At 43.5% G+C, this 20,556-nt stretch carries 17 protein-coding genes and 2 tRNA genes; 1 reads left to right on the top strand and 18 read right to left on the bottom strand.

Annotation, left to right across the window (positions count from 1 at the left end; genetic code table 11):
- Positions 1-359 precede the first annotated feature (359 nt).
- The 13 genes from J2Z69_RS01360 to lspA all read right to left on the bottom strand — a co-directional run bounded on the left by J2Z69_RS01360 (position 360) and on the right by lspA (position 13,886).
- On the bottom strand, positions 360-953 hold the full coding sequence (locus tag J2Z69_RS01360) for a YdeI/OmpD-associated family protein (protein WP_209860419.1): 594 nt from the start codon (positions 951-953) through the stop codon (positions 360-362).
- A 263-nt stretch (positions 954-1,216) separates the two neighbouring features.
- Positions 1,217-1,290 (bottom strand) — tRNA-Ile (locus tag J2Z69_RS01355).
- Positions 1,291-1,318: 28 nt separating this feature from the next.
- Positions 1,319-1,392, bottom strand: a tRNA-Met gene (locus tag J2Z69_RS01350).
- Between the two features lie 423 nt (positions 1,393-1,815).
- Positions 1,816-2,457, bottom strand: a complete 642-nt coding sequence (gene pyrE, locus J2Z69_RS01345; RefSeq protein ID WP_209858491.1) for an orotate phosphoribosyltransferase — start codon at positions 2,455-2,457, stop codon at positions 1,816-1,818.
- Positions 2,450-3,187 carry an orotidine-5'-phosphate decarboxylase gene (gene pyrF, locus J2Z69_RS01340; protein WP_281069359.1) on the bottom strand — a complete coding sequence of 246 codons (738 nt, stop codon included), beginning with the start codon at positions 3,185-3,187 and terminating at the stop codon, positions 2,450-2,452. Before pyrF ends, pyrE begins: the two co-directional genes overlap by 8 nt.
- Positions 3,188-3,249: 62 nt before the next feature.
- Positions 3,250-6,468, bottom strand: a complete 3,219-nt coding sequence (carB, locus tag J2Z69_RS01335) for a carbamoyl-phosphate synthase large subunit (RefSeq protein ID WP_209858488.1) — start codon at positions 6,466-6,468, stop codon at positions 3,250-3,252.
- A 1-nt stretch (position 6,469) separates the two neighbouring features.
- Positions 6,470-7,606: a carbamoyl phosphate synthase small subunit gene (locus J2Z69_RS01330; protein WP_209858485.1), complete on the bottom strand. Its 1,137-nt coding sequence runs from the start codon at positions 7,604-7,606 to the stop codon at positions 6,470-6,472.
- Positions 7,607-7,689: 83 nt separating this feature from the next.
- Complete coding sequence (locus J2Z69_RS01325; protein WP_209858484.1) at positions 7,690-8,979, bottom strand: dihydroorotase; 1,290 nt, start codon at positions 8,977-8,979, stop codon at positions 7,690-7,692.
- Between the two features lie 76 nt (positions 8,980-9,055).
- A complete protein-coding gene (locus J2Z69_RS01320; protein ID WP_209858483.1) occupies positions 9,056-9,967 on the bottom strand; it encodes an aspartate carbamoyltransferase catalytic subunit in 912 nt (303 codons plus the stop codon).
- On the bottom strand, positions 9,964-10,521 hold the full coding sequence (pyrR, locus tag J2Z69_RS01315) for a bifunctional pyr operon transcriptional regulator/uracil phosphoribosyltransferase PyrR (RefSeq protein WP_209858482.1): 558 nt from the start codon (positions 10,519-10,521) through the stop codon (positions 9,964-9,966). The genes J2Z69_RS01320 and pyrR overlap by 4 nt, the downstream gene beginning before the upstream one ends.
- Positions 10,522-11,025: 504 nt before the next feature.
- On the bottom strand, positions 11,026-12,279 hold the full coding sequence (locus J2Z69_RS01310) for an LL-diaminopimelate aminotransferase (RefSeq protein WP_209858480.1): 1,254 nt from the start codon (positions 12,277-12,279) through the stop codon (positions 11,026-11,028).
- 201 nt (positions 12,280-12,480) lie between these two features.
- Positions 12,481-13,398 carry an RluA family pseudouridine synthase gene (locus J2Z69_RS01305; RefSeq protein ID WP_209858478.1) on the bottom strand — a complete coding sequence of 306 codons (918 nt, stop codon included), beginning with the start codon at positions 13,396-13,398 and terminating at the stop codon, positions 12,481-12,483.
- On the bottom strand, positions 13,395-13,886 hold the full coding sequence (gene lspA, locus J2Z69_RS01300) for a signal peptidase II (protein ID WP_209858476.1): 492 nt from the start codon (positions 13,884-13,886) through the stop codon (positions 13,395-13,397). Before lspA ends, J2Z69_RS01305 begins: the two co-directional genes overlap by 4 nt.
- Positions 13,887-14,085: 199 nt before the next feature.
- Between lspA and J2Z69_RS01295 the strand changes: the two genes are divergently transcribed.
- A complete protein-coding gene (locus tag J2Z69_RS01295) occupies positions 14,086-14,823 on the top strand; it encodes a TraR/DksA C4-type zinc finger protein (RefSeq protein ID WP_209858474.1) in 738 nt (245 codons plus the stop codon).
- Here the strand turns inward: J2Z69_RS01295 and J2Z69_RS01290 are convergent.
- The 5 genes from J2Z69_RS01290 to J2Z69_RS01270 form a co-directional block, all read right to left on the bottom strand.
- Positions 14,810-15,151, bottom strand: a complete 342-nt coding sequence (locus J2Z69_RS01290; RefSeq protein ID WP_209860417.1) for a DUF5665 domain-containing protein — start codon at positions 15,149-15,151, stop codon at positions 14,810-14,812. The genes J2Z69_RS01295 and J2Z69_RS01290 overlap by 14 nt on opposite strands.
- A 193-nt stretch (positions 15,152-15,344) precedes the next feature.
- A complete protein-coding gene (gene ileS, locus J2Z69_RS01285; protein WP_209858473.1) occupies positions 15,345-18,437 on the bottom strand; it encodes an isoleucine--tRNA ligase in 3,093 nt (1,030 codons plus the stop codon).
- 424 nt (positions 18,438-18,861) lie between these two features.
- Positions 18,862-19,368: a DivIVA domain-containing protein gene (locus J2Z69_RS01280; RefSeq protein WP_209858469.1), complete on the bottom strand. Its 507-nt coding sequence runs from the start codon at positions 19,366-19,368 to the stop codon at positions 18,862-18,864.
- Between the two features lie 103 nt (positions 19,369-19,471).
- Positions 19,472-20,254 (bottom strand): YlmH family RNA-binding protein, encoded by a 783-nt coding sequence (locus tag J2Z69_RS01275; RefSeq protein WP_209858467.1) that lies wholly within the window; start codon positions 20,252-20,254, stop codon positions 19,472-19,474.
- A 29-nt stretch (positions 20,255-20,283) separates the two neighbouring features.
- Positions 20,284-20,556: a YggT family protein gene (locus J2Z69_RS01270; RefSeq protein ID WP_209858465.1), complete on the bottom strand. Its 273-nt coding sequence runs from the start codon at positions 20,554-20,556 to the stop codon at positions 20,284-20,286.

The following is a 20,556-nucleotide window of genomic DNA, read 5'->3' as shown; positions in this document are numbered from 1 at the left end:
ATTAGGTATTCAGCAAGCATTGGTCTGGGTAAACATACAATAAGAACTTAACTTAAAGGAGTGGTACACATGAGTAACACATTGCTAATTATCATTATTATTGTCATCCTCGCTGGTGGCGGATATGGTTTCTTCGGTAGACGTCGCTAGAATTCATTAACATCGAATAAGAAGCAGTCACTTCTCATGGGGAAGAGGCTGCTTTTTTGTGTATTCCAATACGCAACATGATCAGACTGGATACGGTACAATAGTGCCGTGATATGACCTCGCATTACATAGCATTACATTACATCACATCACATCACATCACATCACATCACATCACATCACATCACTAACATGCTACTCAGAAAAACTTAATCATTCAAGCCTTTGCCCTCAAGAATGTGCTGTATATATTTTTCTATCCTAGATTCTCTAGTCTTAGACTGCTTAGCTTCAGAAAAGTAGAACAAATAGGCCCTTTGTCGGCCAGGAGTTAATGCTGCAAAAGCAGTTTTGAGGGAAGTATTGGCATCCATTTTCCTTTGTAATTCTTCTGGAATGGTATACTCTGTACTTTTTTTCATATCGACCTTCAAGCCAGCTTGTTCTATTTCAATGGCTTCGTAGATATATTCTTTTATTTTAGATACTTGCTCTACAATATCCTGAAGATTCGTGAACCTGATTTGGCGCGCCGCTTGTACATTTTCCGTCTGCTGAATTAAAATGCCATGGGGATCTTTTAACAAAGCTCCTTTGGGGAAAAGAATTGCACAATATTCTTTGAATCCATGAATTAATACAATATTTTTCTTCTTAGATGTATAACAGGGGACGCCCCACTTCAGTTCTTCGGTTAAAGGACACTCCAGCATAATCATTCTTAATTTCTCAAATTCCCCTTGCCAGCTCTTAGCAGAGCTAAAAAACCAATCCACTTTAGGATTTGTACTTCCCTCGGACATCAAAGGCACACCCTCTTCATTGTAATTATAATGCCGTTGCTCATTGCTCTATTTTATAAGTTCTTCATGCTCGCTCAAATATCCTATACCATTTATTATTACTGTTTTTTTATTTATTGTACAGGTTATTAGACCCCTCAATTGTTAATGGATAACTTCGTAGTAAAATTAACTTGCCGTTTTTATAGTTCTTAAAAAACAATGCAATAGACACACAAAAAAGAACCTTCGCGTTAGCGAAGGTTCTTTTTTGTTGCTAGTAATGGGCCCTGAGGGACTCGAACCCCCGACCAATCGGTTATGAGCCGACCGCTCTAACCAACTGAGCTAAGGGCCCTAATTATCTATGTCTTATGTAACATATATTGCGGGGGCAGGATTTGAACCTGCGGCCTTCGGGTTATGAGCCCGACGAGCTACCGGGCTGCTCCACCCCGCGTCAGTAAATAGCGACATATAATAATATACCTTATGATGGTCGAGGGAGTCAAGAACTTATTTTAAAGTATAAATCTTACTCCGTATTTTCCCCGGCGAGAGCGATATATCTCAACTTCTCTTAGTTCATCTAAACCGTAAATCCAACCGTCATGTTCTAATCTTTTAGCAAGACAACCTGCTTGAAATTTTGTTCTATATAGTTTATTAAAGTATACCCAGTTAATCATAACCTTCTCTCGCTTTCCTATAATTATGCCTTTACCTTTCTTATCATGCCCATTTCGTCCATAAAAAACCGCATACCTAATCTAATTTCTTGGACACCTACCTACAACCTATGAACAGAACAAAAAATAGAACAGCCGCTAATGCGGCTGCCCTCTTCTTTATGGAAAAACATATAGATATGAATATACAGAATCTAATTCCCGAATGAAGCCGGATCTTGTCTCCACGATTGCAACAGATTCAAGTCTTCTCCACTTATAATACCCTCTTCTACAGCTACCTTCAAAAGTGCTGAGTAGTTAGATAAGGTCTGAAGATGAATCCGTGCATCGCTAAAAGCCTGATTGGCTTTATCTAGCTGGTAGCTAAAGATCGCTAATACTACTAAAGGTTCAGCTCCTGCTTCTTTTACAGCCAATGCTGCTTTTAATGAGCTACCCCCTGTAGAAATCAGATCTTCGATTACGACCACTTTTTGGCCAGGTGCAATAATTCCTTCGATCATGTTTTCTTTCCCGTGACCTTTAGCTTTATCGCGTATATAGGCCATGGGCAAGTTCAACTTCTGGGCAACAAAAGCGGCATGAGGTATACCTGCTGTTGAAGTGCCCGCAATAACATCTGCATCTGGATACTGAGTGCGGATGATCTCTGCAAACGATGTAGCGATGAGATCTCTCACCTTGGGATGCGAGATGGTTAGACGATTGTCGCAATAGATTGGAGACTTCAGGCCAGAAGTCCATGTAAAGGGTTGATGAGGCCGAAGTGCAACAGATCCAATTTGCAAAAGTTCCTTAGCAATCGAACCTTCGATATGTTCTAAATTAAGCATGCAAAGTCATCTCCTCTAAAATAAGCTCAGCCGCTTGTCTTGGGTTCTCATGGGAAGTGATGGGACGCCCTACTACGATGTAGTCCGTACCTTGAGCTATCGCCTCACCTGGGGTGAGCGTCCTAGATTGATCCCCTTGAGCTGCACCTGCTGGGCGTATGCCTGGGGTCACGGTTCTAAAGGCTTGTCCACAAGCCTCCTTAATCGATGCTACTTCTAAGGGTGAGGCCACGACGCCGTGCAAGCCAGCTTCACGTGTAAGTTCTGCATAACGAACTACAGTCTGCTCAACAGTTCCTTCAATACCGATTTCTTCATTCATTACATACTTATCCGTGCTAGTAAGCTGAGTCACTGCAATAATTATAGGTGGTTGTAATGTGGAGTTCTCTGCAAGAGCTGTTTGAGCCCCTTGATAAGCAGCCTTCATCATATCTAACCCACCAGCCGCATGAACATTGAACATATCGACACCGAGGTGCGTTACACTATGTGCACCACCTCGAACGGTATTGGGAATATCATGCATTTTTACATCTAAAAATACGGAGTATCCCTTAGCCTTAAGGTCTCTGATGAAGTCAGGTCCTGCACTATAGAAGAGTTGCATCCCTACTTTAAGAAAGCAGGGAATCCCCTCTAATTGTTCAATCAATGTTCTTGCTTCCCCAGCCGAGGAGTAATCTAAGGCCACCATCAGACGATGGGCCATTTCTTTGCTATAACTCATCGCATAATAGCTCCCTTCTATTTATGAATTATATTTTATACAATTAATCATTTTATTTAAGATTAGGCATTAGGTAGTGAAGGCATAGCTTGGGATGTAAAGTTCAAAGACTGCAACATGGTCAAAAGTGCTCTTACTGTATCTAAAGAAGTCATACATACAATTCCATTCTCCACTGCTTCACGGCGAATTCGGAATCCGTCACGCTCAGGTTCTTTCCCTTTGGTTAATGTATTGACTACGAAGTGTGCTTTTCCTCCGCGAATTAGATCCAGTATGTTCGGTGTACCTTCACTTAGTTTGTTGACGGTAGTCACATGAATGCCTGCTTCTCTTAGCGCATCCGCTGTCCCGCCTGTAGCGATGATGTTATATCCCATGGCATTAAATCCACGGAACAACTCGATCGCTTCATCCTTATCTTTATCCGCAATCGTAGCAATCATAGAACCTGTTGCCGGAATTTTCATTCCCGCGCCAATGAGGCCTTTATAGAGGGCTTTGGCATACTGCTGGTCGCGACCCATCACTTCACCCGTCGACTTCATCTCCGGTCCAAGCGTAGGCTCTACACGGCGAAGCTTCGCAAAGGAGAACACAGGTACTTTCACCGACACATAGTCACTTTCAGGCCAAAGTCCATCTTCGTATCCGAGGTCTTTGAGCTTGGTTCCCAAAATGGCCTGTGTCGCCACATTAGCCATAGGGATATTGGTCACTTTACTTAAGAACGGTACCGTCCGGGATGAACGTGGATTGACTTCAATGACATAGACTTCATCTTTGTAGATGACGAACTGAATGTTCACAAGACCCATCGTTTTTAGTTCCCGTGCGATTTTCGTAGTCACTTCCACAATTTTCTCTTTCAGCGTCTGGGTTAGATATTGCGGAGGGTAGACTGCGATTGAGTCCCCGGAGTGAACCCCTGCACGTTCCACATGTTCCATGATTCCTGGAATCAGAACCGTCTCTCCATCACAGATGGCATCCACTTCTACTTCTTTACCCATCATATAACGGTCGATTAAAACCGGGTGTTCCGGGTTAATTTTAACCGCATGTTCCATGTATTTGAGTAGCTCACTATCGGAGTATACGATCTCCATAGCACGACCACCCAGTACATAAGAAGGTCGAACTAATACCGGATAGCCTAAACCTTGCGCCGTCTCTACAGCTTCATCTACAGAGATAATGGTCTTACCTTTAGGTTGTGCAATATCGAGTCTAGACAAGAGAGCTTCGAATTTCTTGCGATCTTCTGCTTCATCGATGCTTTCCAGACTCGTTCCTAAAATATTCACGCCTGCTGCTTGGAGTGGTGCGGCAAGATTAATTGCGGTCTGTCCACCAAACTGTACGATAACACCAATCGGCTTCTCTTGTTCAATCACGTTCATGACATCCTCGAAGAATAGAGGCTCAAAATACAGGCGATCTGATGTATTGAAATCCGTGGAGACCGTTTCTGGGTTGTTGTTAATAATAACTGCTTCGTACCCAGCTTTTTGAATAGCCCACACCGCATGTACTGTGGAGTAATCGAACTCAATCCCTTGCCCAATCCGGATGGGTCCCGATCCAAGAACAATAATTTTCTCTTTGGAAGACGCGGTCACTTCATTTTCTGTCTCATACGTTGAGTAGTAATAAGGTGTAGTGGCTTCAAACTCTGCTGCACAAGTATCAACCATTTTGTATACCGGGCGTAGTCCTTGATCCAAACGGTAGGTGCGAACTTCTTTCTCTGCTGTGTATCCACTTTGGCCTGCGCCTGCTCGTAGTTCAGCAATGGCACGGTCTGTGAATCCCATACGCTTCGCTTCATACAGTGTCTCGTAGCTAAGTGTCTCTTCTGCAGCAATCAGACGTTCGAATTCAATAATCCGCTCGACTTTATCCAAGAACCACCAGTCCACTTGAGTTAAATCTTGAATGTGTTGAAGTTCATATCCACGGCGGAAGGCTTCCGCAATTAAGAACAGGCGTTCATCGTCAGCATGAATTAGACGTTTATCCAGCTCTTCTTGTTCTAGAAGCTCTGCGTCTTTTAGGAACAAGCGGTGTGTGCCAATTTCCAAAGAACGAACCGCTTTATGAATGGACTCTTCAAACGTACGACCGATGGCCATAACTTCGCCCGTGGCTTTCATTTGTGTGCCTAGTTTACGATTGGCATTTACGAACTTGTCGAAAGGCCAGCGTGGGATCTTGCTCACAATATAGTCTAGTGTAGGCTCAAAGCAAGCATAAGTCTGACCCGTTACTGGGTTGACAATTTCATCCAATGTGTAGCCAAGTGCTATCTTTGCCGCCATTTTAGCAATCGGATAGCCGGTTGCTTTAGAGGCTAGCGCTGAAGAACGGCTCACCCGCGGGTTCACTTCAATAACATAATATTGATAACTTTGAGGATCTAGTGCGAACTGTACGTTACATCCACCTTCAATGTTCAGTGCACGGATAATTTTGAGCGAAGCGGAACGAAGCATTTGATATTCACGGTCTGACAGGGTCTGGCTTGGTGCAACTACGATACTGTCGCCCGTATGTACGCCAACCGGATCAAAGTTCTCCATGTTACATACAACGATACAGTTATCGTTCGCATCGCGCATGACTTCGTACTCGACTTCCTTCATCCCAGCAATGCTGCGTTCAACTAGACATTGACCAATCGGACTATAACGAATTCCTGCGGCTACAGTCTCACGCAACTCCTCTTCGTCTGCACAGATTCCGCCTCCCGTTCCACCTAACGTGTAAGCTGGACGCACGATTAGAGGGTAGCCAATCTCATTGGCAAAATCGAGCGCTTCTTCAAGCGTAGTAATGATAGTGGATTGAGGTACAGGCTGATCCAGTTCGCGCATTAAGTCACGGAACAAATCGCGATCTTCTGCTTTCTCTATAGAAGTCAGTTGGGTCCCTAATAGCTTCACATTCTCACGTTCTAGCACTCCAGCACGAGCAAGCTCAACCGCCATATTAAGTCCCGTCTGTCCACCCAAGGTAGGCAGTAGTCCATCAGGACGTTCTTGCCGAATAATTTGGGATACGAAATCCAATGTAATAGGCTCGATATATACTTTGTCTGCCATATTGGTATCGGTCATAATTGTTGCGGGGTTACTGTTAATAAGAACAACTTCTACGCCCTCTTCTTTGAGCGCTTGACAAGCCTGCGTTCCCGCATAGTCAAACTCTGCGGCCTGACCGATTACAATAGGGCCTGATCCGATAACTAAAATTTTCTTTAACTCACGATTAATTGGCATCTTAACGTGCTCCCTTCGATGCAGCCATAATAAGTGCTTGGCGCGGTTGTTGTGGATGATCTTGTTTGTGTGTGCGAATCATGTCTAGGAATCGATCAAACAGGTAGCTGTTATCATAAGGGCCTGGCGCCGCCTCTGGATGATACTGTACAGAAAATACAGGGTACTTCGTATGTTTGAGTCCTTCAATCGTTTTATCATTATTGTTGATGTGCGTTACTTCTAGAGGAGTACCCACGATGGAATCTTCATTCACAGTGTAGCCATGATTTTGAGAAGTGATGAAGCAACGGCCTGATTCCAGTTCCTTCACCGGATGATTTCCCCCACGGTGACCGAACTTCAAGCTTTCCGTATCTGCTCCACAAGCTAAAGCGAACAATTGATGTCCAAGACAAATGCCGAAGATTGGATATTCTCCCATCAGTTCTTTGATCATATCAACCGCGTAAGGCACATCTTTCGGGTCCCCAGGACCATTAGAAAGTTGAATACCATCGGGATGAAGCTGACGGATCTCGTCTGCGGTCGTATCATGTGGCACAACAACTACATCACACCCACGTTTGGTAAGTTCACGCAGAATGCCACTTTTCGCTCCAAAATCTACGAGTACGATCCGCTCTTTTGCACCTGGACTACTGTAAATATGGTTCGTGGATGTATGAGCTACCTGATTACGAAGCGCAGTGATGCTAGTAGCTTGAATCATTTCGGTTAGTTCTGCGACGGATTTATTACTTGTCGTAATAATGCCCTTCATCGTACCGTGTTGACGAAGAATACGAGTTAACATGCGTGTGTCAATCTCACTAATGCCAGGTATCTCATATTCCTTAAGCAGATCACCAACGCTGTATTGTGCACGCCAGTTACTAGGAACGGGTTCGTAGCGACGAACCACAAATCCATGAATAGAAGGAGCAACCGACTCGAAGTCGTCACGGGTAATTCCATAATTCCCAATAAGAGGGAAAGTCATCGTAACGATCTGTCCGCAATATGAAGGATCCGACAGAACTTCTTGATAACCGGTAATCCCCGTGTTGAACACAACTTCTCCCGTCTTTTCTGTTTCTGATCCAAATGATTTACCCGTGAATAATGTGCCATCTTCGAGCAGTAATCTTGCTTGCATGATTTCATCCTCCTATATATTCGAGCTAGCTTAATTGATTAACATCTATTTTTAGTCCAAGGATTGGTGTAATTCTTTCGATTCTAGGATTCGCAGTATACTACCTTACCACTCACAATCGTAGTCACAGGCCATCCTTGCAATACCCATCCTGTAAAGGGGGTGTTCCGACCCTTCGTAGCAAAAGTAGCGGGATCTACGGAATGTTCTTCCTCTAAGTCAATGAGGGTAAGATCCGCGGGCGCACCCACTTCAAGGCGTCCACTTTTCAGTCCGAAAACTCGAGCTGGATCTGAAGTCATCCGCTGAATTAGATGGCTTAGTGTCCACTTGCCTGTTGCCACAAACTTCGTGTAGAGCAAGGGGAACGCTGTCTCAAATCCAACAATACCGAAAGGTGCAAGCTGCATTCCTTTTGCTTTTTCCTCTTCACTATGAGGTGCATGGTCGGTCACAATAATATCAATTGTTCCGTCTTCGACTGCCTGAATGCAGGCTTCAACATCCCTTTTGGAGCGTAGTGGAGGATTCATTTTCCAATTGGCATCCATCCCCGGAATATCTTCTTCGGAGAGAAGCAAATGGTGGGGACAAACCTCAGCTGTCACTTTAATGCCGATTTCTTTGGCTTGGCGAATGAGCCGAATGGATTGTTCTGTGCTGACATGACATACATGATAATGAACACCGGTTGCTTCAGCTAGTAAAATATCTCTTCCTACGTGGATAGCTTCGGATTCGTTAGGAATTCCTTTGAGTCCGTGCTTGCGAGCAAATGTCCCCTCATTAACGGGAGCTCCTTCCACCAGTGTGTTATCCTCACAGTGCGCAATTACCGGCATTCCAATACGAGCTGCACGGGCCATAGCATCTTTCATCATTTGCGCGCTTTGCACGCCTACTCCATCGTCCGTGAATCCAATAGCACCCGCTTCTTTTAGCGCCTCAAAATCTGTCAATTCCCGTCCCAGTTCATTTTTCGTAATCGCAGCGTAAGGCAGCACATGTACTAAGTTCGCTTCCTTCGCTTTATCTAGCACGAGACGAACTGTATCTGGATTATCAATTACCGGCCTAGTGTTGGGCATGCAGGCGATCGTGGTGAAGCCCCCTTTAGCCGCTGAGCGTGCACCAGTCTCAATCGTTTCTTTATGTTCAAAACCTGGCTCGCGTAAATGCACATGCATATCGATAAAGCCAGCCGTGATTAGTTTGCCTCCAGCATCTATGACTTGGGTATCTTCGCTTACTTGACGAGTAGACTCATCTGCTTTCTCAATAGACTCGATTAGGCCGTTGTCTATAAATATGTCGTGAAGCTGCAATTCGCCATCTGACTTTAGCATTTTTGCATTTTTAATTAAAAGTTGCATACGAACCTCCGCTTGTGTTTGTTTAATTTACACTGTGTTCTCTTGCTATATCATAACGGCTGAGCCGTTTATTCACTTATTTCATCGCTCGTTCTATAACCGCCATGCGGATCGGAACTCCATTTTGCATCTGTGTAAAGATTTTGGATTGTGGACTTTCCACAATAGCATCATCAATCTCCACATTTCGGTTAATTGGCGCAGGGTGCATAATGATTGTACCTGCGTTCAGCTTCGCTGCACGTTCTTCGGTTAGGCCATATTGAACTCGGTAAGTATCCGCCGATTTAAGTACGCCTTCTCCATGTCGCTCCAGCTGAACTCGCAGCATCATCACTACATCAGCCTGTAAGGCTTCTTCCATTGATACATACGGAGCATACTTAGCAAGCTCAGGCGCTTGCATATTCGCTGGTGCACAGAATTTCACATCCACTCCAAACTTCTGAAGAGCCCATAAGTTCGAACGAGCTACCCGGCTATGAAGAATGTCTCCTATAATAGAGACGCGAAGTCCTTTTAACTCTCCAAAATGCTGCTTCATTGTATAGAGATCTAAAAGAGCTTGTGTTGGATGCTCGTTGTTCCCATCACCCGCATTAATGAGCGGCACGGATACTTTCTTCGCAAGTTCCGCTAACAGTCCGATAGGCTTGAGCCGAATAACACCAGCGTCAATACCCATGGATTCCAATGTACGAACCGTATCATAGATCGATTCACCTTTTTCAACGCTTGATGCCGCAGCCGCAAAATTAAGTACTTGTGCGCCCAATCGTTTCTCAGCCATTTCGAAAGAAAATCTTGTTCGTGTGCTATTTTCGAAAAACATATTGGCCACAAAATGTTTGTTGAGAATCGGCGACATCTTCTCCTGCTGGCGATCCCAGTGAGCTGCTCGATCCAAGATCGAAGCTATCTCATCTCGGCTAAGCTCTTTAAGTCCAAGCAAACTGCGTTCTTTCACTGTAGCTGTAGAAATACTCATTTGCTTGTCCCCTCTCGCTTCTGAATTATCCGCACTTGATCCTGACCATCATACTCTGTCAAAAGCACTTCAATTTCTTCCGATTTAGAGGTGGGAACGTTCTTGCCGATGAAATCCGCTCGGATGGGAAGTTCTCTGTGACCCCTGTCTGCAAGTACAGCCAGTTGAATCGATTCAGGTCTCCCACAATCCATGATGGCATCCATAGCCGCCCTTATGGTACGGCCCGTATACAATACATCATCGAAAAGGATGATTTTTTTGCCCAACATATTTTGATCTGGTATAGGCTGTGTAAGAACGTCTACTTTTTCTAACGATGCCCGATCATCTCGGTACGTAGTAACATCAATCTCGCCCCATGGAATTTCAGTTCCTTCAATCTCTTCTAGTCTTTCGGCTAAGCGTTTGGCCAGAAATACACCCCGTGTCCGAATACCCACCAGCATACATCCTTCGATCCCTTTGTTCTTCTCTATAATCTCGTGGGCAATTCTAGTGAGTGCCCGGCGGATTGCTGTCTCATCCATAATGACATGATCTACATTGCTCATAGCATAAGCCTCCTAATGATGTAAATTCATCAGGTTCCGTGGGGGGCTATAAAAAAAACTCCTCACCCGAATTCGGGCAAGGAGTTCTCCCGTCAAAGAAATGTCTTTGACGGTATTCAGCTATACTCAAGGGTATACAGCGCAGAGCGTTGCATACTTCTTGAATGTGGCTTCATTCACGTTACCTTGCCAGCCTCACGGGACTGATTTAAAGGTTCTTATTCATTTACATGAATTATGACAGACTGCTGCCAACGTGTCAAGAAAATCTCCCGGGTAATGTCGGATTTTGTCGAAATTATTTCATGTCTCTTGTAATCTTAATTATTTCAATGAACTTACTATGAACTAAACCTCCAGTTACATACTAATAATTATACAATATAAATGAATAATTATCCACATTATAAATTATTAATGAATGATTTTATCAAGCAATATAACAAAAAACCGCCTGCATCATGCAGACGGCGTGTAACATTTTATTTATAATCTGATATTTACTTAAAATTCAAATTTCACATCGCCTAAACGACGTTTAATTTCAGAAATGACTCGCTTCTCTTCTTCTTCTCCTTGAGCAATGAAAGTAACGGAGAAACGTACAAATGAACCTGCATCATCCCAAGGCACCGTAGAAATTAACTTCTCACGAATCAGGAATTGAGAGAAGGCTTCCCCACTCTCAAAGCTAGGTCCACCTACAACCCCTTTAGGAGCAGCTACATACAAGAAGAAGGAGCCTTTAGGCTTTTTAGCTTCGAAACCAAGCTCATTCAGCGCTTCTACAAGCAAGTTGTGACGACGGGAGTATTTATCGGCGATTTTCTCAGTGATTTGTGGATTAGCTAAGCCATAAGCTGCCGCTTTTTGAATCGCCATGAATTGGCCTGAATCATTGTTGTCTTTTACATCACTAAATGCTTTAACTACAAGCGGATTCCCTGCAACGAAACCTATTCTCCAACCGGTCATGTTATAAGACTTGGATAAGGAATGAAGCTCTACACCGACATCTTTTGCTCCAGGTACGGATAGGAAGCTAAGTGGCTTAACTCCATCATACGTCAGAGCTGCATAAGGCGCATCGTGAACTACAACAACATCATATTTCTTCGCCCATGCTACAACCTCAGCAAAAAATTCAGGTGTTGCACTTGCCCCAGTTGGGTTATTAGGATAATTCAGATATAACAATTTCGCTTTCTTGGCAATATCTTCGGGGATAGCACTAAGATCTGGCAGGAAGTTGTTCGCCTCAGTCAACTGTACGTTGAAGACTTCTCCGCCCAGGTATTTGGTATGCGTTCCAAGTACAGGATATCCCGGAACCGTCATGATGGTGATGTCACCTGGATTAATGAAGCAAGATGGCAACATAGCTAGAGCAGGTTTGGATCCGATAGAGTGAACGATCTCGTTAACAGGATCAATACCCTCTACTTGAAACACCTCTTGTAGATATTTTGCAGCCGCTTCTTTAAATTCTACAATGCCGTTATCTGCGTATCCACGGTTCTCCGGTTTAGCAGCTTCTTCTGCTAATTTGGCTACAATTCCTGCATCCGCCATTTCATCCGGTTCGCCAACGCCCATATCAATAAGTTCTACATCCGGGAATGCGCTTTTGGCTGCTGCTTTAGCCCGTTTGATTTTTTCAAATTTATAGATCGCTGTATCTTTACCATAATTAGCTCCACCGATACGATCTGCAAAACTATTCTGAATATATGTCTGTTGATATTGTTCAATACTCATGCCTGTCCATCTCCTTCATGAAATCTATGGTTATAATATGCTGTAATCCGAGCCCGATGAGAATGGATTTTGTATCGGATCGTTTGTACTTTTTAGAACTAGTCGCTGTTTATTCCATACAAAAAAGCAGCCTGAGACTCCTCTATCCCATACTGACGAAGAATATTCCCTTACGTATACATGACCTAGTCCTTATTTAGTTTAACGGTTTCGTAAGCTGTGAAGCAACTCTTCCATATCCGATGGGATCGGTGCAGAGAATTCGAGATATTCCCCACTTACGGGATGCACAAATCCAAGAACGGCGGCATGAAGTGCTTGCCCATCCATCCGAATACCTTTGCTTCTTCCATACATGGGATCACCGACTAAAGGATGATCAATGAACTTCATATGAACTCTAATCTGATGCGTACGGCCTGTCTCTAACTTCAACTCAAGTAATGAATAGTCACCAAATCGTTCTACCACATGAAAATGAGTTACAGCTTCCTTACTGTTGCGCTCGGTTACTGCGAACATTTTGCGATCATTAGAATCACGGCCTATAGGTGCGTCAACGGTACCATGGTCATGCGTGACATTTCCGTGAACTAGAGCATAATATTTGCGGGTGACCGTGTGATCTTTGAGCTGCGCTGCAAGTGAGGTATGTGCTTTATCATTTTTAGCAGCCATAATCAGACCCGATGTGTCCTTGTCTATCCGATGTACAATACCAGGACGAAGTTCTCCATTAATTCCAGATAGGTCCTTGCAATGGAACATGAGTGCATTAACTAGTGTACCTGAAGAATGACCTGGTGCGGGATGCACAACCATACCTCTGGCTTTGTTAACAACAATGACATCTTTATCTTCGTAAGCCACTTCTAATGGAATATTCTCAGGTTCAATCATGACTTCTGCAGCTAAGGGAATATGAAGCGTAATTTGATCCCCCATTGATAATTTGTAATTCGACTTAATCTGAACATCATTGACTTTAACTTGTCCATCTTCAATCCATAGTTGGATCTGGCTACGGGAATATTCCTCTCCCACTTGCTCTTTAATGTACTTATCTATACGTGCTTTGGCAGCGTCTTCCGCTACCTTCCATTCCATCATTTCATTCATGAAATCGTGTCGCTCCCTGTGTGTGTCTGTTTCTTCTGTCTGTTCATATCAAATAGCGAATCTAAGATAATCATGGCTACGCCAACTACAATGCAGGAATCGGCCACATTAAATATGGGGAACGTATAGCTACCAAAATTAAATTGCAGAAAATCCACGACTTCACCATTGAGAGCGCGGTCCAGAAAATTACCAATCGCCCCCCCAAGCACTAATCCTAGTGCTGTAGGCAAAAACTTGCTGGAAGCATGCCGGATCTTTTGCAAATACCAAATGATTGCTACCACTACAGCAATTGTAATCAAAATAAAGAACCAACGTTGATTCTCCAATATGCCAAATGCTGCGCCGCGATTGCGGTGAGACGTAATAACAAAGAAATCGCCAATCACTGGAATCTGGTCATGGAGCTGCATTTGAGTTGCAATGATATACTTGGTTCCTTGGTCCACTAAAAAAACAATAAATGCGATTAAGTAATAAATCACTGCAGAATCACCTCAATTTATGGTATGGACTCGCCAGACAGTCCGGCAGAATTACCCACGATTTAGACTTGTATATTGTAGCACAGCCATGAAGAGACCGTCCATGTACGATAGGATTTTCCTCCTTTAAAAGCCTGTTGCTTAGAGCAAACTACATAAAGACCACTTAGCAGTGATTACTTAAGAGGAGTGTGTACTCATGACTCATTTAAGCAAAAAGCAAATCGAGCAACTACAGCATAATTTGCTGGAGCAGCGCAAAGACATTACTCATAGATTAGAAGAGAATGATCATTATGGAATTTCAGATACCACTCGTCAAAATACAGGCGAACTTTCTACACTGGATAATCATCCTGCTGATCTTGGAACCGAAGTATTCGAGCGAGGCAAGGATTTAGCTTTGGCTGAACATGATGAACTCCATTTACAGCGAATCGAAGGCGCTTTAGAACGCATACAAGATGGAACCTACGGAATCTGTGAGACGTGCCGTAGACCCATCAAGTTAGATCGCCTTCAAGCTCTTCCTGAGACAGCTTACTGTAAAGAACATAGTCCCCAGACTTTCGTAGCTTCGAACAGGCCCATAGAAGAAATGAATATGTATCCTGCTTTTGGCCGCACCAGCAGAGATGAACGAGATGATTTTAATGGTTTTGACGGCGAGGATACTTGGCAAATTGTTGAAAGCTATGGCTCTTCCAACTCTCCGGCCATGGCCGAAGATTCTAATGTGGACAGCTATAACGATATGGAGATTGAAGCAAGTGACGAATTAGATGGATTCTGTGAACCCTTTGAAAGTTATGTAGCTACAGATATTTACGGCAAGAACGTATTCTTTTTCCGTAATGACGTCTATCGTAAACACATGGACAATGTAAAACACTTGGCCGTTGAAGATTCCTTGGGCACCGGTTCTAATACGTATTAAGTTCTAACTGACGCTGTACAATGCGAACGATATCCGCAATATAGTCTCCAATGATCGGCAGATTGAGCGCACCCAGCAATTGAAGCAAGTAAATAATTGTCGCGGCAAAAAAAGTAAATCCAATTGCAATTCCTACACCTCTTGATGCCCCAGATATTAAATTTAACCATACCAGTCGCCAAGGCTTTTGCATGAGCTGCGTATATTCCATAATCTTCGATTTTTCCAATTGATGAGCCCAATGAAGCGTAAGTTTATACATGGCACTCATTTTTTCTTCATCCGTACCTTGTAGTTCCACTTGTTCAGAGGGTAAAGAAGTAGTCATTTCTGTTGAAGGATGTGGCATGCGCCGTCTAATCAAAATCGGGTCACTCCCTTAAATTGCATAAGTATTGAAAAAATACAAACGAGCTTTGTCCTTCCCTTGATTAGCGGGAAGAGACAAAAGCTCGTTTATATTTTTGCTATTTAGTATAGCCTATAGAACCCCTAAACATGCTTCATTATCCATTCAGCCCCTATTGGCTGATGTAGATCCCGATTCGTTTGCCACCAATATCTATCACTTCCGCAGTTTCTTCGCTTCCAAATGTGACATCATCCACAAGTACATTCTCACGTAGTACATGATCGAAGGCTGTAATGGCAGCTTGCAGTTCAGCGTCGATATCGAGTTTTAACTGAATCCGTTTCTCAATTGGAAGATCTTGTTTTTTCCGTGTATCTTGCACGGCGCGAACGATCTCGCGTACCCATCCCTCTTGTTCAAGTTCAGGTGTGATTTCGGTATTTAGTGCTACGGTAATTCCGTAACCTGAAGCCGAGGCAAAACCGGATTTAGCTATTTTTTCTATTAGCAATTCATCCGCTGTAATCTCAAGAACATCACCTTCCGGCGAAGTAATATTTAGCTGTCCATTCTCCACAATATGCCGCGTCTCGGATGCATCTAGACCTTTGAGATACGTCTGTAAGAAACCAATATTTTTGCCATATTTCTTACCTGCCACTTTTAAGTTCATTTTCAAGGCAAAATCAACAAATCCGCTGTCACTCTGTTCAATGACAATCTTCTTGATATTAATCTCATCTTTGATAATGTCTTCGTAAGCAGCTACGTCGAAGTTATGGTCAAGAGAGACAATAAGTTCTGACAATGGTTGGCGTGTCTTAATTCCCGTCTCGTTCCGAACGTTCCGCGCGAGCTCCACGATTTGTCTTGCCATCTCCATATTTTTTTCCAGCTCTGCATCAATGAGAGACAGATCAGCCTTCGGATAATCTGCAAAATGCACACTTTCACCGCCATCTAAATTCAAATAGATATCTTCAGCTAGTAGCGGTGTGTAGGGTGCTGTCAACTTAGCCAGGGTTACGAGAACGTGAGTTAACGTCTGATAAGCCGAAATTTTATCTTCACTAAGGCCATTTCCCCAGAAGCGGTCTCGAGAACGACGAATATACCAGTTACTCAGTTCATCCACAAAATTTTCGATAGCTTTGGCAGGATTCAAGAAGTCATTCACTTGAAGCCCTTTATCCACAGTGACAATCAAGCTATTCAGACGAGACAATACCCAACGATCTAGTTTACTGTCTGAAGTACGATAAGCATGATCTTCTGAACGGTATCCATCGATATTGGCATACAAAGTTAAAAAGGCATGCGTGTTCACCAATGTATCGACAACTTTAGATTTAGCCTCCGCAACGATACCTTTGGAGAATCGTTTACTCGTCCAAGGTGCACTATCGGATAACAATGCCCAGCGGAAAGCATCTGTACCATATTCTTCAATGATCTCCCAAGGGTCGATAACATTCCCTTTGGACTTGGACATCTTCTGTCCATTCTCATCTAGAATATGTCCTGTAGCAATAACGGCTTTATAAGGAGCTTTGCCTGTAAAGAGGGTAGATACGGCTAGCAAGCTGTAGAACCAACCCCGAGTCTGGTCAATACCTTCGCAGATCATATCGGCTGGGAATTGCTCTTCAAAAGTATCTTTTCCTTCAAACGGATAGTGATGCTGCGCAAAAGGCATGGACCCACTGTCGAACCATACATCAATAACCTCAGGTGTACGGGTCATGATGCCATCTTCATGGAATGGTGATTGCAGTTTAATCTCATCTACATAAGGCTTGTGAAGCTCAATGTCTTCAGGAACATCGCCAATGGCATGGGCTCTTAAGTCTTCAATACTATGTGGGGCGTATTCTTTGCCTGTTTTGTCACATACCCATACGTTCAGAGGTGTTCCCCAGTACCGATTACGGCTGATATTCCAGTCCACCAAATCCTCTAGGAATTTACCAAAGCGCCCTTCTCTTACATGTCCAGGATACCAGTTCACGGTGTTATTGTTAGCAATGAGTTGCTCTTTCACCGCTGTAGTCTGAATGAACCAACTGTCCATCGCATAGTACAGTAGTGGAGATTTACAGCGCCAGCAGAACGGATAACTATGCTCATACTTCTCTTTGCTATACAGCAAGCCCCGATCTGATAACAGCTTCACAATATCTACATCACAGTCTTTAACAAAACGTCCGGCCAAGTCTGTAACAACTTCTGTATACTTCCCTTGCAGATCTACTACACTGATGAACTCAATGCCATGATCTCGGCATGTCTTGTAGTCATCTTCCCCGTGGGCAGGCGCTAAATGTACGATCCCTGTACCGCTTGAGTCGGTAACAAAGTCAGCACTAACGATAACTAGACCTTTGTTCGGATGAATGTAGTCAAAAGGTGCGTCATATTGTTGCCCAACTAGCTCAGAACCTTGAAGGGAGGAAAGTACTTCAAAGTCGCCCTTAAGCACCTTGTCAACCAAGTTTTTGGAAACAATGTAGATTCCATCTTCTTGCTTCACTCGAACATACTCAATCTTAGCATTCACAGCGAGCGCTGTATGCGCAGGCAAGGTCCAAGGTGTTGTTGTCCAAGCGAGAACATACTCGCCACTTTCCTTCAGTTTGAACTTCGCAGTAGCACTCAGATCTTTCACATCTTCGTAACCTTGGGCTACTTCGTGGGAACTAAGTGTAGTCTGACAGCAAGGACAGTATGGACTCACGCGATGTCCTCTATACAGAAGACCTTTGCCATGAATCGTAGAAAGAATGTTCCACACACTCTCAATATAGCTGTTCTTTAATGTGATATAAGGATGATCCAGATCGGTCCAGTACCCGATGGCCTCAGTTAATTCTCTCCATTGTTTTTCGTATTCGAAGACACTATCTTTACATTTCGTGATAAATTTCTCAATGCCGTAATTCTCAATATCCTGCTTTCCCGAAATACCAAGTTGCTTCTCCACGCCAAGTTCCACCGGAAGACCATGGGTATCCCAGCCTGCTTTACGTACAACACGGAATCCATTCATGGTCTGGTAACGACCAATAAAGTCCTTAATTACTCGGCCTAGAACGTGCCCAATATGCGGTTTACCGTTGGCTGTAGGGGGACCTTCATAAAATACATAGTTCGGTTTGCCTTCACGACGCTCCATGCTTTTGCGGAACGTGTCCTCTTCATTCCATTTAGCGAGGATCCGCTGCTCCCGAGCGCGGGCCTTTTCTTTTACATCTACTTTTTTCATAACGACACTCTCCTTTTATGCAGTAGCTAAACGTTGAAACAACAAAAAAAGCCCGCCCCTAAAAGGGACGAGACTTTGAACTCGCGTTACCACCCTTGTTTCATCTCTTCTAGTCTGCCAGACAGACTTCATAAGAATGACACTTAGTCCCATACGCTTCATATGGGTCCGGTATAACGGCCGGCAACCGGTAAGACTTACATGTTCATCGATACATCATCGAAAAAGAACGTTTGGGTATTACTTCTCCGGGAGGATAGATCGCGCGCGTCCTGAACGTTAGTTTTCAGCTAAAAACCTAACTCTCTGGGGACCAGGGTTCACTGCGTTTTTTGTTCCCATCATCAAAAAAATAATTTAGTTATCATGATTATGATACTATTTATACTCGTTTTGAATCGTGCTGTCAACCGATACGACGGACTTAATAAATTTCCCGTACTTCCCGCTCTTCGCGTGAGTTCGCTCGTTCAGCCTCTAAGGATTCCCATCCTTCTTGACTCAACAGCTCTAATTGAGCTTCTACCAACACACGGAAGCGTGCTCTATAGACAGAAGCCTGCTTCTTGAGCTCTTCAACTTCTAGAGACACTCTTCTTGACTTAGATAAAGACTCATTAATAATTCGATCCGCATTCTTTTCCGCTTCTTTCAGGATCAATTGAGCTTCCTTCTTCGCGTTGTTGCGAACTTCATCTGCGGCTTCTTGAGCTACGATAATGGTCTTGCTTAAAGACTCTTCAATATTAGAGAAGTGATCTAACTTCTCTTGAATATTTATTAACTGATTCTGAAAATCTTTGTTCTCCCGAATGACGCTCTCGTAGTCCTTAATAATCTGATCCAAAAACTCATTCACTTCGTCTTCATCATATCCACGTAGACGACGTGAGAACTCTTTATTATGTATATCCAGCGGCGTTAATGGCATGCTGTGCACCTCCTAGAAATTTCAAAACGCAAAAGTCGGATACCGTCTTACTCTCTTAGGGTACTACAATTCGACAGAAGTTCAATGAACTCCTGCCTGTACATTACACAAATTTCCCGATTTTCAAGCGGTATCTTCCCTTTTTCGTCACGCCCTCAAGTTCAAGCACTTTAAAACGCCCAAAACCTTGAAGAGAGACGATATCGCTTTCTTTCAGAGGTTTGGAAGGATCTTCCTCCGTTTTCCAATTGACACGGCAACGACCTGCTTTAATTGGAATAAGAATTTTGCTCCTACTCAGCCGATATACGTCACTAGCTATACCATCTAAGCGAAGAGAGGCGACGGATAATTCAAGGGTCTGGATATCTGCCTCAGAAGTTCTAAGCGACGTAATATCTAGAATTTCTGTGCTCACCGATACGCGATGTACTTGATGCAAATGAATACTTAGATAAGACGCCACTTCTTCTGCTACAACCACATGACACCCATCTTCTAGAACATGAATATCCCCTATCTTGTCTCTTTTTAAGCCTAGACTAAGTAGCGCACCCATGTAATCCCCGTGATCTACTTGTGTGAATTTTTGATCCACAGGCTGAATTGAAAGAACCTTAAGTCTTAGCGACTCTTCGGTGAGATCCCTATAATCCGGAGCAATTACTGCACGCTGTCTCTCTGCCACGGAAGTGCCTCCATCATATTTGACAGCAACATCCGCATTGCGTCTAACTAAGCTCTCCAAGATGAAAGTCTGCCGGGGATCTAGAAAGTCCGTAAGCCTCAGTTCATGATACTGAGCCGCATTCACGACCCACTCCCAAGCCTTATCTACAAAAGCACGCTCCTCCGGACGAAAGTGCTCATACATATCCATTTTCATTTCATTACCATACCTTTATAACGCAAAGTTTATACTGCGAAGTATCGAACAATGCTATCAAGCCCCGACACAGCAAGTTGAAGAACAAATAGGGCTACGATTGGAGAAATATCAATCATTCCCATAATGGGTGGAATAAATCTTCTAAAAGGTGCTAAGTAAGGTTCAACCAATTTAGCTAACCATGCGCCCACAGAGCTATCTCTTGCCCCGGGCAACCAAGACATCAAGATATAAGCAATAATCATGTAAAAGTAAATTCGGTACAGGATATAAATAATACCCAGCAAGTAAGCGCTCAA

The organism is Paenibacillus shirakamiensis, assembly GCF_017874255.1.
In the GTDB taxonomy this organism is placed as follows: Bacteria; Bacillota; Bacilli; order Paenibacillales; family Paenibacillaceae; genus Fontibacillus; species Fontibacillus shirakamiensis.
Note: the sequence above shows the minus strand (reverse complement) of the source record. Positions and strands in the feature narration are given on the sequence as shown.

What these genes read in the sequence shown, in the direction of transcription:
- J2Z69_RS01360 (WP_209860419.1), bottom strand. Translation starts at nt 953, where the DNA reads ATGTCCGAGGGAAGTACAAATCCTAAAGTGGATTGGTTTTTTAGCTCT.
- pyrE (WP_209858491.1), bottom strand. Translation starts at nt 2,457, where the DNA reads ATGCTTAATTTAGAACATATCGAAGGTTCGATTGCTAAGGAACTTTTG.
- pyrF (WP_281069359.1), bottom strand. Translation starts at nt 3,187, where the DNA reads ATGAGTTATAGCAAAGAAATGGCCCATCGTCTGATGGTGGCCTTAGAT.
- carB (WP_209858488.1), bottom strand. Translation starts at nt 6,468, where the DNA reads ATGCCAATTAATCGTGAGTTAAAGAAAATTTTAGTTATCGGATCAGGC.
- J2Z69_RS01330 (WP_209858485.1), bottom strand. Translation starts at nt 7,606, where the DNA reads ATGCAAGCAAGATTACTGCTCGAAGATGGCACATTATTCACGGGTAAA.
- J2Z69_RS01325 (WP_209858484.1), bottom strand. Translation starts at nt 8,979, where the DNA reads ATGCAACTTTTAATTAAAAATGCAAAAATGCTAAAGTCAGATGGCGAA.
- J2Z69_RS01320 (WP_209858483.1), bottom strand. Translation starts at nt 9,967, where the DNA reads ATGAGTATTTCTACAGCTACAGTGAAAGAACGCAGTTTGCTTGGACTT.
- pyrR (WP_209858482.1), bottom strand. Translation starts at nt 10,521, where the DNA reads ATGAGCAATGTAGATCATGTCATTATGGATGAGACAGCAATCCGCCGG.
- J2Z69_RS01310 (WP_209858480.1), bottom strand. Translation starts at nt 12,279, where the DNA reads ATGAGTATTGAACAATATCAACAGACATATATTCAGAATAGTTTTGCA.
- J2Z69_RS01305 (WP_209858478.1), bottom strand. Translation starts at nt 13,398, where the DNA reads ATGAATGAAATGATGGAATGGAAGGTAGCGGAAGACGCTGCCAAAGCA.
- J2Z69_RS01295 (WP_209858474.1), top strand. Translation starts at nt 14,086, where the DNA reads ATGACTCATTTAAGCAAAAAGCAAATCGAGCAACTACAGCATAATTTG.
- J2Z69_RS01290 (WP_209860417.1), bottom strand. Translation starts at nt 15,151, where the DNA reads ATGACTACTTCTTTACCCTCTGAACAAGTGGAACTACAAGGTACGGAT.
- ileS (WP_209858473.1), bottom strand. Translation starts at nt 18,437, where the DNA reads ATGAAAAAAGTAGATGTAAAAGAAAAGGCCCGCGCTCGGGAGCAGCGG.
- J2Z69_RS01280 (WP_209858469.1), bottom strand. Translation starts at nt 19,368, where the DNA reads ATGCCATTAACGCCGCTGGATATACATAATAAAGAGTTCTCACGTCGT.
- J2Z69_RS01275 (WP_209858467.1), bottom strand. Translation starts at nt 20,254, where the DNA reads ATGAAAATGGATATGTATGAGCACTTTCGTCCGGAGGAGCGTGCTTTT.